Origin of the sequence: Paraburkholderia sp. GAS333, assembly GCF_050435665.1 — a bacterium.
In the GTDB taxonomy this organism is placed as follows: domain Bacteria; phylum Pseudomonadota; class Gammaproteobacteria; order Burkholderiales; family Burkholderiaceae; genus Paraburkholderia; species Paraburkholderia fungorum_A.
The window spans coordinates 1-13463 of record NZ_JBNDKS010000012.1 but is presented as its reverse complement, the minus strand read 5'-3'; the positions used below and the strand labels follow the sequence as shown (position 1 = coordinate 13463).

Genomic DNA, 13463 nt, shown 5'->3' with positions numbered 1-13463 from the left:
AACGGCGTCGGAAAGTTTCGGGCTAGCCCGTGTTTGTTTCCAATGTACTGATCTGATACAGGAGTGCAATCATGCTGACGAGAGCGAATATTACTGATCCGTGGCTGCAGACCCTTGGGTCGTTGTCCGTCCTCTCGGGCGACGTGGATTCCGGTGCGGTCGACGCCGCCGAGTTGGCAGCGCGCGCTCGTCGCAAAAACACGCACTTGCCTGTGATGGGTGAACGCTTTGATGTTCAGGTACATGTGATTGACCGGCCGACACAGTCGACTGCCACGGTGGTGTGGCGAGATTCGACGCATTGCTCCTATGGGGATCAGGTTTGGCACGCTACCCGCGCACGCGCGGCGGGAGTGTGTGCGATGAGCGGCCATGCTATCTGGCCGGGTGACGCCATCTACCGGCCGAGACCCTGTCGGCCTGCACCGCTCAATGCTGGGGCGATGATCTTGCGAAACGTGGTGAATGAGGCCATTTCGGTTTGAGAGGAACGGATACTCGCCGTACAGCCGGAGCGGGTGCCAAGTTCGATACCGCTGTTGTTCGAGAAAACGCAAACAACGGCGCGAACCTTTAAAAAGGCGCAATTCTCGTTGCGCCTTTTCCATTTATTGCCGGCTAACCCGTTCAGGTTTGGGAGCCAATACCTTCATCGCCTGGCTGGCAAATAACAAATAAGGATTTCCGCTTGGGTACCCAGAGCAGGATTGTGTATTCCCACGCAGGACGGCCACTGGATCAACCTCTAAATCGCCCTCCAACTATCGCCTTCAGGAAACGCCAAGTCGCTGCTGATCGAAAAGCATCGGGACGTAGCCCATCAGGTTCACCGGCGTTGGCTTGTGCTTTGCGGTTCATCTGGTTGGCGAGAGGCTCACTGCTTCTCGCCATCAGTTCACTACCAGCGATGTGCGCCGAAGAACCCTGCAACAAGCAAAAACGCTGCCCCATAGAGGAGCAGCGTAAGCGGAATGCCCGGGAGAACAGAGCAGGCGCGCTCAGTGCTCACTCTCCCGCATGGGAATGACCCACCACCTTGCCGCGAAAAATATAGTACTGGTACAAGTTATACCCAATCATCACCGGAAAAAGCAACCCGATTCCGATCAACATGAACACCAGTGTCGATGTGTCCGAAGCGGCCTCGACGATGCCAAGTTTGCCAGGCACGAAGTCCGGGAAGAGGCTGACAGCCAGTCCCACGAACGACAGCACGAACAAGGCAACTGACGCGCGAAACGGGCCATTCGAGCTTCCCAGATACAGCGACGCCATGATGTAGGCAAACGCTGAGGCAGCAGCAAGGCCGAGAGCGATCAATAGGTGAAACACACCCGGTTGCGTCCAGCGATCATGCCCGACCTCGCTGATGAACCATGTCGCTGCAGTCAGCGCCACGGCCGCGGCCACAGTGACAAAACCGCTCAGCAGGGCAAGCCGCCGTGCCCATTGTTCGATTGTTCCGACCGTCTTCTTGACGAGATAGGTCGAACCGAGCAGCGAATAGCCCGCCACGACACCGACTGCGGAAACTGCAATGAACACACCGCTGAGAGCGCCGGGAATCAAACCCGTGATCACCTTGCCGAGTATCACACCCTGAGCACCGGCGGCGACGAGGCTACCGATGCCGAACACTTTGTCCCACAGAGGGCCACGCGACGCGCTATGACGGAATTCAATGGAGGCGCCACGCATGATCAACCCGGCAATTAATAACATGACCGGTAAATACAGATCCTCCAGAAGCATCGCGTAGGCGGCAGGGAAAGCCCCAAATAAAGCGCCGCCGAGTACGACGAGCCAGGTTTCGTTGGCGTCCCAGACGTGCCCGATTGTCTGCACCATGACGTCGTGATCTTCGCGCCGTTTGCGCAACAGGCTGAGTATGCCGATGCCGAGATCGAAACCGTCGGTGACCACGTAGAACACCAGCATCAGGCCAATCAGGCCGAACCAGGTAATGGCGAGCATCGTGTGAGTGGAGTTGTCCATGAGCGTTCCCTCCATCGGGGACAATTCAATAGTTGGTGACTTTGGTGTTGGCTTCTGCCGCAACGGCCGTGGGCGGATTCAACGTGAGGTCGGGCCCGGCGCGTAGCCAGTTACGCGCAAGTACGAAGAAGGTGCCCAACAGCACAAGATAGAAGCAGAAGAACATCGCCATGCTCAGCGTGACCGATGAAGCGTCCACGGCCGACACCGCGTCTTTCGTGCGCAGCAGGCCGTAAACTACCCACGGCTGACGCCCCACCTCGCGAACAATCCAGCCAGCTTCGACCGCCACATAGGGCAGCGGAATACACAGCACCCATGCAACAAGCAGCTTGCGTTGCGCGAGCAGTCGGTCGAGTTTGCCTCGAGTTTTGCGCAGGACGTAAGCGGTCCAGATGACCAACGCCACGAATGCTAATCCAATGCCTGCCATCAGGCGGAACGCGTAATAGAGCACGGGCAGTGCGGGAGGTTGGTCGGCGGGGGCGAAATCCTTGAGGCCTTTCACTTCGCCGTCGAGCGTATGGGTGGCGAGAATGCTCAACATGCCAGGCACTTCAAGCGACCAGTCGTTGCGCTGTTCCTTCTGGTTCGGCCACGCGAGCAGCGACCACGAGGCGGCGGTGCCCGGCTTATTGGTGGTCCAATGTCCTTCGATCGCGGCGCCTTTGGCGGGCTGCATCGCGAACACGCTGCCGCCGCTCGAATCGCCTAGCCAGATCTGAATCGGAGCGGCGAAGGCAAGCACCACGAATGCAATCTTGAATGACTGTACGAAGAATTCCGGGTTGCGTCGCCGGAACAGATTCCATGCGGAAATGCCGGCGATCACGAACATACCGGTCTCGATCGCCGCTACCCACATGTGCGTGACGCCCCATACCATGTCCGGGTTGAAGATCGCCGCAACATAGTCTGTCACTACGATCCGGCCGTTCTTCACCGTCACCCCAGCCGGGGTTTGCATCCATGAATTGGCGACCATGATCCAGAATGCGGAGATGCTCGAACCCAACGCGACCATTGAGGTCGCAAACAGATGCACGCCGCGCGGCACGCGACCCCAGCCGAGAACCATGATACCGATAAAGCCTGCTTCGAGCATGAAGGCCATCGCGCCTTCGAAGCCAAGAATGTTGCCGAAGAACTGTCCGCTGTAGCGCGAAAAGCCGGCCCAGTTGGTGCCGAACTGAAACTCCATGGGAATGCCGCTGACCACGCCCACGGCAAAATTCAGGACCAGTAGCCTGCTCCAGAAACGCGCGTGCCGGTAATAGCCGACATTGCCGGTTCGCAGCCACAGTACTTCGATCAGCACAAGAAACGCGGACAGACTGATGGTCAGAATCGGCCACATGATGTGAAAGATGGCCGTCATCGCGAACTGTGCACGAGATAGATCCAGGATGTCACTGAGATGCATGCTGTGCTCCAGATGTCGCGGCAATAGCAGCCTGGTGACTCGACTCGTCGCCCGCCGACGCAGCAGACACAATCTTGACCGGCACGGATTTGTAGGAGGGTGTACGACTTTTTTGATCGAACGCATAGAGCGGAACGAGCGGATTCACTTCCGGGTAATACGCGCCACAGCAACCGTCCGGCAGCACATATTCGATTAGCTTGAAATTGCGAATCACCCGTTCGATGCCGTCGGTCGACAACGCATACACGTCCACGCGATCGCCCGCATGCAAGTTCCGCTTCTGCAATTCATGCGAATTCAGAAAGATGACGTCACGTTGGCCGAACACGCCGCGGTAGCGATCCGAATGGGAGTAGAGCGTCGTGTTGTATTGATCGTGGCTGCGCATAGTCGTGAGCCAGAGTGCCTGAGGATCGCTTTGAACGGGATCTTCGTCGAGCCCTTTGAAAACGAGGAAATTGGCGCGGCCCGTTTTCGTGGCCCACACACGTTCCCGCGCGCTCGAGGCCAGGTGGAATCCGCCCGGCACACGAATGCGTTCGTTGTACGCCTGGAAAATCGGGTAGACCATTTCGATCTTGTCGCGTATGCGGTCGTAGCTCGCGACCAGATGCTCCCACTCGACGTGCGACCCGGAGCCCAGCGTCGCACGAGCTATCCCCGCGACAATTGCCGGTTCGCTCTTCAGATGTGGCGAGGCGGGCTCGTTGCGACCGCCCGAAGCATGCACCATCGACATCGAATCCTCGACGGTGATCGACTGCGGTCCGTCTGCCTGGATGTCGATTTCGGTGCGACCGAGACACGGCAGAATTAGCGCCTCCTTCCCGTGCACCAGGTGGCTGCGATTAAGTTTGGTGGCAATGTGGACGGTCAGCTCGAGCTGACGCATCGCCGCCTGCACGCGGACCCAATCCGGCACCGCAGCGGCGAAATTACCTCCCAACGCGACAAACACTTTGGCGTGGCCGTTCATCATGGAATCGATTGCGGCGATCACGTCGTGACCGTGCTCTGCGGGCGCCCGGAATCCGAAGGCGCGCTCGATCCCGTCGAGCAATGCCGGCGATGGCTTTTCCGTGATGCCGACCGTGCGGTTGCCTTGCACGTTCGAATGTCCGCGTACCGGGCACACGCCCGCGCCGGGACGGCCGATGTTGCCGCGCAACAGTGCCAGATTGGCGACCTGCTGGACAGTCTCGGTGCCGCGATGGTGTTGAGTCAGTCCCATGCCGTACACGAGTATCACGTTCCTGGCGTTCATGTAGATGTTGGCGGCGTTCTGGATGTCGTCGCGCGACAGGCCACTTTGCTGCACGATTGCATCCCAACTGGTGGCGCGCAAATCGGCAAGCAGGTCATCGATCCCGTGCGTGTGTCCGTCGATAAACTCGATGTCGAGCACGCGGGGTTGATCTGCGCTCAGGGCCGCGTCGTCGGCTTCGATCACCGCTTTCATCATGCCTTTGAGAACCGCGACGTCGCCGCCCACGCGGACCTGGTAGAAAAACGTACTGATCTTCGTGAAGCCCAGCGTGGCCATTTCCAGCGGATTCTGCGGAGACGCGAAGCGTTCCAGTGCGCGTTCGCGGAACGGGTTGAATGACACGATCTTCGCGCCACGTCGCGAAGCGCTATGCAGATCGCTCATCATGCGCGGACTGTTTGTGCCCGGATTCTGGCCGAAGATGAAAAGCGCATCGGCTTCTTCGAAATCTTCCAGTAACACGGTGCCTTTGCCAACACCGATCGATTCGGGCAGGCCGACGCTGGTCGCTTCGTGACACATGTTCGAGCAATCGGGAAAGTTGTTCGAACCGAATTCGCGCACGAAGATCTGGTAGAGAAACGCAGCCTCGTTGGAGGCGCGTCCGGAGGTATAGAAGTCCGCCTGGTTCGGGCTATCAAGCCCTTTCAGATGTCTTGCGATCAGGGCGAAGGCATCGTCCCACTCGATCGGCAAATAGCGATCGGTGGCCTGGTCATAGGCCATCGGATGAGTCAGGCGACCGGCCATTTCAAGATCGTAGTCATCCCAGGCAGTCAGTTCGGAAACGCTGTGCGTCGCGAAGAAATCGGGCGTACAGCGGAAAGCGGTTGCTTCCCATGCCACGGCTTTGGCACCGTTTTCGCAGAACTCGAACGACGAGGTGTGTTTTGCATCGGGCCAGGCGCAACCTGGGCAGTCGAAGCCCTCCGGCTGATTCATCCGCAGTAGTGTCTTCGCCCCCGAAACGGCCACGCCCTGTATCGCGAGTGCGTCTCCGGTCGCTTTCAGTGCGCCCCAGCCGCCGGCTGGCTCGCTGTAGATGCGTATCGTCTTCTCGTCAGCCATGACCGTATCCTGGTGTCTCGTTGAGGAACCCATGGCCGAAGAGTGAACTGATGTCGCGTACGGCGCTTGTCCAAATGCCCGTCGATTTCAGATTCGCACGCTGGATGTCACCCTCTGACGTTCGGGTTGCGGCACAGCAACTCACTCAGTGCATTTTTGAAACCCTGCAGGCGTTCTGAAAAGAACGGTGCAATCCCTCGACGAATAATGGCTTTCAGCTGGCGACGCCACGCGAAGTTAGCGCCGCCGAGCCGTGTTTCTCGCAAGTCACCGCACACCGTCAATTGAGCACGACCGGAGCATCATCATGGGATATCTGGACCAATCGCACCACGACATCGACGCCGGTAATGCGCGTCCCGTGCAGGTCATTGGGCAAACCGACGCAGTCGATCGGCCGCCTCGGACGGCGCTGCTGGACCAACCGGCCGAGCTGATCGGTGCGGGATCGCTCGGTCGCTGGACGCGCCGGATCGTCATCGCAACTGCAGTCTGGTCAGTATTCGAGTTACCGTTCGAAATGTGGATTAGCACGTCCACGCGAGACGCGATCACCTGCGTTGCGGCGAAGCTGTTGTGGGTTGCGCTGGTCGGCTTTGTGCTGGCCGGCAGCCGCGTGGCGCGGGTCGCATACGCATTTCTCTGCACGATCGGTCTGATGGCGGTGGCCTTCAGCCTGCCGCTCGAGTATCGGGTGTTTCCGCTGGGATTCGTTCTGTCTTCGGTGGAGTGCATGTTGAAGGCTACCGCCTTTGTTTGCCTCGTGTCGGCCGGCGTGTATCCCGCCGAGGAATGAACCCGGGAGGGGCGCCCTGGCGGCGCTGAGTGCCGTTCTCCGCTTCCCCCTTTCTTCCCGGATGCCGTCCCGGGCGGTTCAGGCGGCCCGAACTTGGTCCAGCGCCCGCAACGCTCGCGTCATCGCATAGGCGCTGTGGAGGGCGGCTTCGAACGTGGACTCGCGGGCAACGTACCTTTTGTCCACGGCGATCACCCATTGTGTCCCGTCGAATTCGCAGACGAGCCGCCGCTCGGCCATCAGACCGGCCGACCAGCGCGAGATCCTGGCGTCCGCGAGCGCTATTGCGGGCGTGACTTTTTCGATCGCGGCAAATTGATGCGATGTGTCGGTCATGAGTTACCTCCGATGATTCGTTTTTTATCGGCTGGATCAGGAAGAAGAGGCGCTACGTCCAGTACTTCCAGTCGTCGATTTTATGGAAATAGCCATGTGATCCGCGGTTGCGGTGAGAGGTGATTGATCTGACAGTGTCGTGGTCCGGCTGTGCAGCCAAACTCTGCGGATAGGAACTGATGCGCCGACTCGGTGCCGACGGTTGCGCGGCCTGCCGTGGCAGTGGCTGCAACGACTGACGCGAGATCGCCGGGCGCGGCGGCCTGGAAACCTGCGCTAACGACGATGAGGCACCCATATGGTCGGCGTCGATCGCAAACCGCTCGAGTGGCAATTGCGTGTCGCGGTCGGTCTGGGAGAGCGCCTGCATGATGCCGAGAGTGGGCGGGGCACTCGCTGCTCCCCACGCCGTGATCGCCGCGCAGAATGCGGCAGCGGCATAACCATAGGCGGGTCGGTACCAGTGGGCTTTCACGGTGCACATGTTGTGTTCTCCGGACGCGGACCGCGAAGGGTTGCGCAACTAGACTGATGGGGAGGGTTGACGAAGCCAGTATCGTGGTCTGAGCGGGACGAATCTTTCACTGCGGCACGATCGCTTGTCGATTTGCACGTGACTGGCGAACTCGCCGCAATCTCGCTCCGGCGAACCGGAATCGCGTTGGGGTAGGCGGCCAGGCCGCGCGCATGACGGAGTCATACTTTGGTGTGATGCGAACCTGCGCACTTGCCGTCTGGTAAGCACTGGAAGCGGCTACCAGCGCGGCCGCGCTTGATTCGAGAGGGACGCAAGATGCGCAGTGGCGGCGCCGATCGTATCCCAATGGATAATGGTTCCGGAGGATTTTCCCAATTACTATGGTTCTCACGACGCAAGCCACGCTTAGGCTTCGTCGGCGCAACGGGTTAAGCACCAGAACCTGCCCGTCCCGAGAATCAACCAGGCGTGAGTGCAGCATGATCAAGATCGGTCGAATCTTAGTGTCGCTGGAAATGCGCGAGGTGTATCTGGAGGGCCAACTGCTTCAGCTTGGCTCGCGCGCGTTCGATATCCTTGAACTGCTGATTCGTGCAGCGGGAAAAACGGTTACGAAGGATGAGATTCTTCGGCACGTCTGGCCAAACTCGGTAGTGGAGGAAAATAATATTCACGTGCAGCTATCGGCGCTGAGAAGGATTTTCGGCGCCGGCAGCCAGGTGATCCGTACGATTTCCGGCCGCGGCTACCGTTTGATGATGCCGGTGGTCGAAGTAGACGACTCCGTCGGCGCGCGGGACATGGCCACGACAGCGCGTGCGCGTCCGTCGCGGTCAAGTGGTTTGCCGCTGTGTTACACGCCGCTGATTGGTCGTGACGATGCGATCGCCGACCTCAGCGGGGCGCTGAAAGCCACACCGATTGTCACCTTGCTCGGCCCAGGCGGGATCGGCAAAACGCAACTCGGTATTGCGGTGGCGAAGTCGATTGCAGCGGCTTCAGACTGGGAGGTATGTTTTATCACGCTGGCCTCCGTGAATGACGCGCAGAGCGTCGTCGAAACCGTCGCGCAGGCGCTGGGGGTTTCGCATACCGGCAGCGTCGTTCCACTGGATTGCCTATTCGATGCGGTTCGCGGCCGTAAGCTGCTGGTGCTGCTGGACAATTGCGAGCATGTGATCGAATCGGCCGCTACCATTTGCGAATTGCTCGTGCAAGCCAGTGCTGAACTTCGAATTTTGGCGACAAGCCGCGAGCCACTGCGGACGTACGACGAAAGGTTCTACTGGGTGACACCGCTAGAAACGCCCGATGAAGGCGCAAGCTCGCAGGCGATACTTGCCTGCGGCTCGGTTCGTATGTTCGTTGCCCAGATGAATGCACTCAACACTCCGGTCCAGAACGACCGGGGTAGTCTCGAGATGGTCGCCACGATCTGCCGGCGGTTGGATGGTCTGCCGCTTGCGCTTGAACTGGCTGCTTCCCGCGCGGCGATTTTCGGCATTCGCAAACTGGTTGCCGAACTCGACGATCGTTTCCAGTCACTGACGGGCGGTCGCCGAACGGCGCCGCCGCGGCAGCAAACGCTTGAGGCGGCACTCGACTGGAGCTATCGGCTTCTGAGCGACACGGAGCGGGTAGTGCTTCACCGGCTCGGCGTGTTTCAGGCCCGGTTCTCACTCGACGCAGCCTGTGAAATTGCCGCGTGCGGACGGATGACGCACAACGATATTACGGAGGCGATCGTCGGCCTCGCCTCAAAGTGTTTTCTGATGACAACTTTCGATAGTCGGACCAAGGAATATTTCTTATTGGAGTCAATGCGGGAATACGCGTTGCTCAAGCTGTACGGATCGGACGAAGCAGACGAAGTTCTGGCGAGAAAAGCGAACTATATGGCGCCCGCTTACGAGCAGCCCTATGGTCGGATTTTCGGCGCCGACACACCTGTTGGGAAATATTCAATGGAATCCGCCGCGTCGCGCTGAAATCGGCGTTCGTAGTCTGGAGAGGTGCTTCCGGCATTGGGTCTCAGGTACGATAGTGGCACTCAAAACCCAATCTTTTCTGGAATCTGTAATGCCTGTTCCTTCGGAACTCGAACCGTTGGTGTATGTAATTGACGACGAGGAAATGGTGCGTCATGCGCTAGTCCGGCTGTTGCGCTCAGCGGGCTTCAACGCCAGAAGTTTTGCGTCGCCTGCGGAGGTGTGGTCGCAAGACTGGCCGAATGTACCGATGTGCATTTTGCTGGACATGAACCTGAAAACCACGAACGGCTTCGACGTACAAAGTCAGCTCGCGCAAAAAGGCGTCGAGGTGCCGGTAGTTTTCCTGACCGGCTACGGCTCGATCCCGATGTCGGTGCGTGCAATCAAGGCTGGGGCTCATGAATTTCTGACCAAGCCGGTAGACGACGAGGATCTGATCGAGGCCGTCCGGCGAGCGTTGGCTCAGGACGAGGCAAACCTCACCGAGCGCGCGTTCAATGCCGATGTGTTGCAGCGGGCCGCGTCGCTCACGCCACGAGAAATGGATGTTTTCGAACTCGCGGCGAAAGGCAGGATGATCAAACACATGGCGCATGAACTAGGCACGCAGGACGTGACGGTCAAAGTTCACAAAGGGCGGGTGATGAGCAAGATGGGGGCGAAGACACTTATCGATCTTGCCCAGATGTGGGAAGTGATACGTCGGACGCGATGAGCATTCTGAAGCGGTAAATATCGCGCCGGATATTTTTCTCTGTTACTACGTCGGCGCAATTGGAGTATTGGCAGCTATGAGCTTTGTTTGCATCGTCGACGATGACGCCTCGGTACGAAGTGGCGTTGGAAACCTGCTGAAGGCGGTGGGATATACGACTGTGTCGTTTTCGTCAGGAGAGGAGTTTCTTGCGTCCCCGGTGGTCGACGAGGCGCTATGCGTATTGCTCGATGTCAGGATGCAAGGGATGCAGGGGCTTGAGGTGCAGCGTCAACTCAACGCGGAACACAAGAATATCCCCGTCGTATTCATGTCGGCACACGGGGACGAAGATACAGTCGAACGTGCTATGCAACATGGCGCGGTTGGTTTTCTCCGCAAACCCTTCGAAGAAGAACTGTTGCTTGATTCGATCGAACTGGCCATCGGGCAGAAAGGCGGCTAGGACTGGTTTGTGGTACGCGTACGGATCGTCCAGCTATTCGACGATGCGCAGTGTAGGTCGTAAAGATATCTTGCCCGGTTCGACTGGCTCGATGGCGCGGTCAGCAATTGACGTGATGCCCGCGCGCAACGTCGTCTCGACGCTCGGCGAGCATCTGAGCCCATGTAGGTCGGGGGACGTTTCAGACAGACAAATGTCCAGCTTTTTATATTCTATGAGTCGATGGGGGCGTTTGCCGCGATCGCCCATCTTGGCCACAAATTCCAGATGTAAGAAATTTTGAAGGCCGACGATTTTCCAGTCGGCCTATCTTCACTCAAGCTGGTGTTCGAGTCGATGCGCAGGCCACGCAGCCGCTGGACAAATACTGTGTATTTGGAGCGTCGCGTGTGACAAACGCGCTACATGGTCTGCGGGAGCGATCTGTCCGTCAGCCTTGGATGAAGGCGAGCAGGTCAGGGTTGATCACGTCGGCATGAGTCGTGAGCATGCCATGCGGATAACCCTCGTAAATCTTCAGAGTCCCGTTCTGCAACAGTTTTACCTGGAGAAGACTGGCATCCGCATAAGGAACGACCTGATCGTCGTCGCCCTGAATTACCAGAGTGGAGACAGTGATGGACTTCAGATCTTCGGTCTGGTCGGTTTCGGAAAACGCCTTGATACCTTCGTAATGCGCCTTGGCGCTCCCCATCATGCCTTGACGCCACCAGTTATCGATTACTCCCTGTGAGATCTTCGCGCCGGGACGGTTGAAACCGTAGAATGGGCCGCTCGCCACATCGACATAAAACTGCGCGCGATTGGCGGCGAGGGCGCTGCGGAAGTTGTCGAAAACTTCCATTGGCGTGCCCTGCGGATTGCTCTCGGTCTTGAGCATCAGTGGCGGAACCGAACTGACCAACACGGCTTTAGCTACCCGGCCCTGCGGTTGGCCATATTTCGCGACGTAACGCGCGACCTGACCGCCGCCAGTGGAGTGGCCGATGTGAATCACATTTTTCAGGTCGAGGTGCTCGACAACTGCCGATGCGTCGGCAGCGTAGTGATCCATATCGTGACCGTCGCTCACCTGGCTTGAGCGTCCGTGACCGCGACGGTCACTGGCGATTACCCGAAAGCCTTTGCTCAGGAAGTAGAGCATCTGCGTGTCCCAGTCGTCCGAACTCAAGGGCCAGCCATGATGGAAGAAGATTGGCTGAGCGTCCTTGGGACCCCAGTCTTTATAAAAAATATCAACTCCATCTTTTGTTGTAACTGTATTCATTGCAGTGCTCTCCTTCGTTGGACCCGACAGCCGGTATGGCTGACGAAATCTGGTTTCGGGGTATGTTCACGTTCGTCCGCAAAGTCCGGCGCTGTTTCTTCAAACTTTGCGAAGTTGCTATAAGACATTGCATAGCCAATCCGCGCGACAAGCTTCAGCACAGGCGCGACAAGCTTCACCGCACACCTGGCAATGCTGTGCCGAATGTCGACTACATTCATCCGCGCATGCATCGCAAAGGCGCGCACATAAATCGCGGAATTCGGGCGTGAAAGGGCTACTCCGTGACAAGGCCGTCGAAGTGAGGCGACAGATCGCAGCGCAGTCCAGATCCACTCGAATGCACCTTTCCATTTCCGGTAACATGCCTTCTGCGATGCAGGCCGATGCACATATCTCACATGCTTCGGCGCAACTGTTCAAAGCGTCGTCGATCGAATCCTGCTTACGCATATTCCGTGACTCCTCTGAGTTATCTGCGATGCGACTGAACATCTATACGTTGATAATGCTTGCCGACGACCCGTTTCGGTTCACGTGACGTGCTTTCCTGCCATGGAGCTAGTCGCCTGCGTCTCGATGGCTGCGGTCACATCGAGATTGATTCGTCATTGCCATCAGGACAAATCCTAAAACTGGGTCGCCGCCAGCGCTTTATTTTTTGCCCGGCTTCTTTCGAAAAGGCACGACTGCGGCGTCAGGCTTTTGGCACGTCAAATGATAGGAATGAGCGAGGATGAAGGGCTGTGTAGCTACTATCTCGCTCGGGATTGATGCTGCCAGAGGCGTAGCCGCCGAAGGTGGGTTCCTCGTTGCAGAACTGCCTGCTACGTGAGGGTCGACCCAGCAAAGCAGGGGTCGCTGAGTCGGAATTGATCTTCTAGGAGAAAGCTTGGGTTTGGCGTGGACGGTGTGCGACCAGTGGTGGGGTATACCGCGTTATAACAGCAAACTTCGACGAGGTTCTGTGGAACAAGGGGCGTTAAGCGTCGATGGTGCGATCTGACAACCATGCAGGCCATGGAAAATGAAAATGCAAAGGACCGCTGGTCGGCCTTTGCCGACATTGGGACGGGCCGGCTGCTACGTCAGCAATGTGGTCTACTGCAGTCGGTGGTCCGGTCTGGCAGCCTGACCGTTTTCTCAATCAATGAACTCACACTCCCGACCCACTTCGGCCTGTCGATGCTTGTTCCACCAGCTGGCCATAATAGAACGGCGGATTCAACCGGTCGATGCAACACCTAGAATCTGCGTGAGCAGCGGAGGTGTTGCAAGTGAAACAGCGACCGAGAATCTATTACTCCGAGACCCAGAAAGCGCTGATGTGGGACCGATGGCGCAAGGGCGATACGATTCATCAGATTGCCAAACTGTTTGATCGGGGCCATTCTTCGATTCAGCGAATACTATCGGAGAACGGTGGCATCCAGCCGCCGCAAAGGCATCGTGCGCCACAGGCATTGACGCTCGCAGAGCGCACGCCCGGATGATAGGACGGGCGACCTGTGAGCGCCGGCGTGGTACCGTTGAAGCCGAGTTCGGCCAGGTTCAGTTCGTCGACGAAGGCATCCATCACCCTTACCGGGTTGTCCTGGCCAATGTAATCATCGACGCATTCGGGAAGTAGTGCGACCTGCTTGCGGTCATCGCCTTCAACGAATCGCTTCATGAGTCAC

Annotated in this window: 12 protein-coding genes and 2 pseudogenes; 6 read left to right on the top strand and 8 right to left on the bottom strand. The window is 58.1% G+C overall.

Features of this window, described 5'->3' with window-relative positions; translation table 11 throughout:
- The first annotated feature begins 71 nt into the window (after positions 1-71).
- The gene (locus ABH945_RS34205) at positions 72-485 is read left to right on the top strand and encodes a DUF3331 domain-containing protein (RefSeq protein ID WP_429253576.1); all 414 of its coding nucleotides are present in this window, start codon (positions 72-74) and stop codon (positions 483-485) included.
- Between the two features lie 520 nt (positions 486-1005).
- On the opposite strand, the gene ABH945_RS34200 is transcribed toward ABH945_RS34205, so the two are convergent.
- Genes ABH945_RS34200 through ABH945_RS34190 form a run of 3 tightly spaced genes read right to left on the bottom strand, consistent with a single transcriptional unit; the run spans position 1006 to position 5756 of the window.
- Positions 1006-1995 carry a cytochrome d ubiquinol oxidase subunit II gene (locus ABH945_RS34200; protein ID WP_429253575.1) on the bottom strand — a complete coding sequence of 330 codons (990 nt, stop codon included), beginning with the start codon at positions 1993-1995 and terminating at the stop codon, positions 1006-1008.
- A gap of 25 nt (positions 1996-2020) precedes the next feature.
- Positions 2021-3418 (bottom strand): cytochrome ubiquinol oxidase subunit I, encoded by a 1398-nt coding sequence (locus tag ABH945_RS34195; protein WP_429253574.1) that lies wholly within the window; start codon positions 3416-3418, stop codon positions 2021-2023.
- Positions 3405-5756, bottom strand: a complete 2352-nt coding sequence (locus ABH945_RS34190; protein ID WP_429253573.1) for an FdhF/YdeP family oxidoreductase — start codon at positions 5754-5756, stop codon at positions 3405-3407. Before ABH945_RS34190 ends, ABH945_RS34195 begins: the two co-directional genes overlap by 14 nt.
- 307 nt (positions 5757-6063) lie before the next feature.
- Here ABH945_RS34190 and ABH945_RS34185 point away from each other — a divergent pair, with 307 nt between their 5' ends.
- A complete protein-coding gene (locus ABH945_RS34185; RefSeq protein WP_429253572.1) occupies positions 6064-6552 on the top strand; it encodes a hypothetical protein in 489 nt (162 codons plus the stop codon).
- 78 nt (positions 6553-6630) lie between these two features.
- On the opposite strand, the gene ABH945_RS34180 is transcribed toward ABH945_RS34185, so the two are convergent.
- Entirely contained in the window at positions 6631-6888 is a 258-nt protein-coding gene (locus ABH945_RS34180) for a hypothetical protein (protein ID WP_429253571.1), read from the bottom strand.
- Positions 6889-6940: 52 nt separating this feature from the next.
- Entirely contained in the window at positions 6941-7372 is a 432-nt protein-coding gene (locus ABH945_RS34175; protein ID WP_429253570.1) for a hypothetical protein, read from the bottom strand.
- A 473-nt stretch (positions 7373-7845) separates the two neighbouring features.
- Here ABH945_RS34175 and ABH945_RS34170 point away from each other — a divergent pair, with 473 nt between their 5' ends.
- The 3 genes from ABH945_RS34170 (at position 7846) to ABH945_RS34160 (ending at position 10517) form a co-directional block, all read left to right on the top strand.
- A complete protein-coding gene (locus ABH945_RS34170) occupies positions 7846-9354 on the top strand; it encodes an ATP-binding protein (RefSeq protein WP_429253569.1) in 1509 nt (502 codons plus the stop codon).
- Entirely contained in the window at positions 9287-10072 is a 786-nt protein-coding gene (locus tag ABH945_RS34165; protein WP_429253568.1) for a response regulator transcription factor, read from the top strand. The genes ABH945_RS34170 and ABH945_RS34165 overlap by 68 nt, the downstream gene beginning before the upstream one ends.
- A 76-nt stretch (positions 10073-10148) precedes the next feature.
- Entirely contained in the window at positions 10149-10517 is a 369-nt protein-coding gene (locus ABH945_RS34160; RefSeq protein ID WP_429253567.1) for a response regulator transcription factor, read from the top strand.
- A gap of 430 nt (positions 10518-10947) precedes the next feature.
- Here the strand turns inward: ABH945_RS34160 and ABH945_RS34155 are convergent, their stop codons facing one another.
- On the bottom strand, positions 10948-11784 hold the full coding sequence (locus ABH945_RS34155) for an alpha/beta fold hydrolase (RefSeq protein WP_429253566.1): 837 nt from the start codon (positions 11782-11784) through the stop codon (positions 10948-10950).
- Positions 11785-11901: 117 nt separating this feature from the next.
- A complete protein-coding gene (locus tag ABH945_RS34150; protein WP_429253661.1) occupies positions 11902-12138 on the bottom strand; it encodes a four-helix bundle copper-binding protein in 237 nt (78 codons plus the stop codon).
- Between the two features lie 923 nt (positions 12139-13061).
- On the opposite strand from ABH945_RS34150, the pseudogene ABH945_RS34145 reads away from it, so the two are divergent.
- A pseudogene (locus ABH945_RS34145) lies at positions 13062-13265 on the top strand (IS30 family transposase); the annotation flags it as partial.
- Here ABH945_RS34145 and ABH945_RS34140 read toward each other — a convergent pair.
- A pseudogene (locus ABH945_RS34140) lies at positions 13265-13456 on the bottom strand (IS5/IS1182 family transposase); the annotation flags it as partial. The pseudogenes ABH945_RS34145 and ABH945_RS34140 sit on opposite strands and share 1 nt — an antisense overlap.
- Positions 13457-13463: the final 7 nt, after the last annotated feature.